The 2,145-nt window shown below is 60.0% G+C and carries 1 protein-coding gene; it reads left to right on the plus strand.

Annotated elements, in window-relative coordinates; translation table 11 throughout:
* A partial coding sequence (locus BST40_RS27870) for a beta-ketoacyl reductase (RefSeq protein WP_208618945.1) occupies positions 1 to 1,958 on the plus strand: 1,958 nt, incomplete at its 5' end.
* Positions 1,959 to 2,145 lie beyond the last annotated feature (187 nt).

Below are 2,145 nucleotides of genomic sequence, written 5' to 3' on the forward strand. Positions count from 1 at the left end.
CCACCTACCCCTTCCAACACCGCCGTTTCTGGCTAACCCCCAGCACCGCCTCGAGCGCCGATGTCAGCGCTGCGGGGGAAGATTTGCTGTGGAAAGCCGTTGATGAGCAGGCCATCGACACGGTGGCGCAGATGTTGGCTCTTGGTGATGGGGATGCGGCGGCGCTGCCTGCGGTGGTGGGGGCTTTGCGGCGATGGCGTGCAGATCGTCAGGCTCGTGTGGTGGTGGACTCGTTACGGTATCGGGTCGGTTGGCAAAGTGTGGTGTTAAATGAGTTAGGGCCGACCCGGCAACGATGGCTTGTTGTGGCGTTTCCCGAGCAGGCCGATAGTGATTCCTGGGTGACTGGTTTGTCTGAGCATTATGGTTCGGATATCGAAATTTTGGTTGTCAATCCCAGCGACGTCGGTAGTAATTCGTTGACGGGTTTATTATCGACGGCTGTTGCGGGTGCTCACTGCGATGGAATTGTATCTTTTTTAGCGCTTGATGAACGGCCTCATCCGGATTTTCCGGGGATATCACGCGGGCTGATTTCTACGTTGCTGGTCGGGCAGGCCTACGCCAACAGCAGCCTGAGTGTCCCTTTGTGGCTCGTGACTCAAGGCGCGGTCGAGGTAGCTGGCGGCGGTGAGCCCGCCAGCTGCGCCCAGGCCGCTGTGTGGGGTCTAGGACAATCGCTGTGTCTAGAACACCCCGACCGGTGGGGAGGGCTTATCGACCTTCCCGAATTGCCCACGCCGCAACACTTAAGGCAGCTTTACACCCTTTTGAGTTGTCCGCAATCTGAAGATCAACTTGCCATAGGCGCGCACAAGATCAGCGCTCGACGTCTTTATCCGGCACCGCTGCCGGCCCATGTGGAGCCCGGCTGGACCTCGTCGGGAACAGCATTAATCACCGGGGCGACAGGGCGGCTAGGCAAACACATCGCCCACTGGCTTGCCCGGGCTGGAGCCAGTCACCTCATCTTGGTCAGCCGTACCGCTGCGCACAGCTCTTCAGGGACACAACTGCAAAAAGAACTTCACGCTGCCGGGGTGAGCACCACATTAGCCTCAGTCGATGTCACCGACCGCCATGCTTTAGCAGCCTTTCTCACCCAAGCCCGTCGCCAACATGGACCCATACGTACCGTCGTTCACGCGGCAGCAACGATCACAGACCACCTCATCTCCGAGGTCACCACCGCCCAATTCTGCGCTGATTACAGCAAAGCCATCGGAGCCGACAACCTTGCGGAACTGCTCAGCGAGGACCCACCTGACACCTTCATCCTGTTCTCCTCAGCCGCAGCGACCTGGGGCGGCGCCCACCAAGGCTGCTACGCCGCCGCCAACGCCCACCTTGACGCCCTGGCCTGCCAACTACGCGCCCACACCGGCACCCAGGCACTATCGATAGCCTGGGGCCTGTGGGCAGACCAACAACCCACCCACGCCAGTTTGGCTCCTCACATCCTGGAGCACTTCCACCGCATCGGCATCAACGCCATCCCCCCCCAAACCGCCCTTAACGCACTGCAGCACAGCCTCAACACCAACGACACCCACATCACCGTGGCCGATGTCAATTGGAACCAATTCCTCGACATCTTCACCGCCAGGCGCGCCCACCCGCTGCTCACCGAAATAACCGCCCTAACCACCGTGCGCCCTCAGGCCCATTCGCCGGCCAGCACCGTCATGGCGCAGCTGGCCGGTCAAAGCGCTGCCCAGCAACGCCAAACCGTGATCTCGATGGTTACCGCGATCACGGCCACGGTGCTCGCTCACCCTGATCCGGCCGCTTTAGATCCCGACCGCCCGTTTAAAGACCTCGGTATCGATTCTTTGACCGCGTTAGAACTACGCAACAGTTTGACCCAACACACCGGGCTGACACTGCCGGCCACCGTGGTTTTCGACCACCCCAGCCCCAACGCGCTGGCCCAACACCTCATCGAACTGATCATCTGATCGCACTCACGAGGAATTGTAAATATCCACTGTTGTTGTCACGCTGGCGACGACAACACGGGTAAGTCCCCTGGCATGGCCCCCAGTGAATGAGTCCGCCTTGTTTTAGACCGAAGTTACGACGGGTTCTGACTGGGGATTAGTGTTCTGAGCTGGCGATATGGGCTGCTGTCTCGTGCTGATGTGT

The sequence above is a fragment of the Mycobacterium persicum genome, assembly GCF_002086675.1.
Lineage (GTDB): Bacteria > Actinomycetota > Actinomycetes > Mycobacteriales > Mycobacteriaceae > Mycobacterium > Mycobacterium persicum.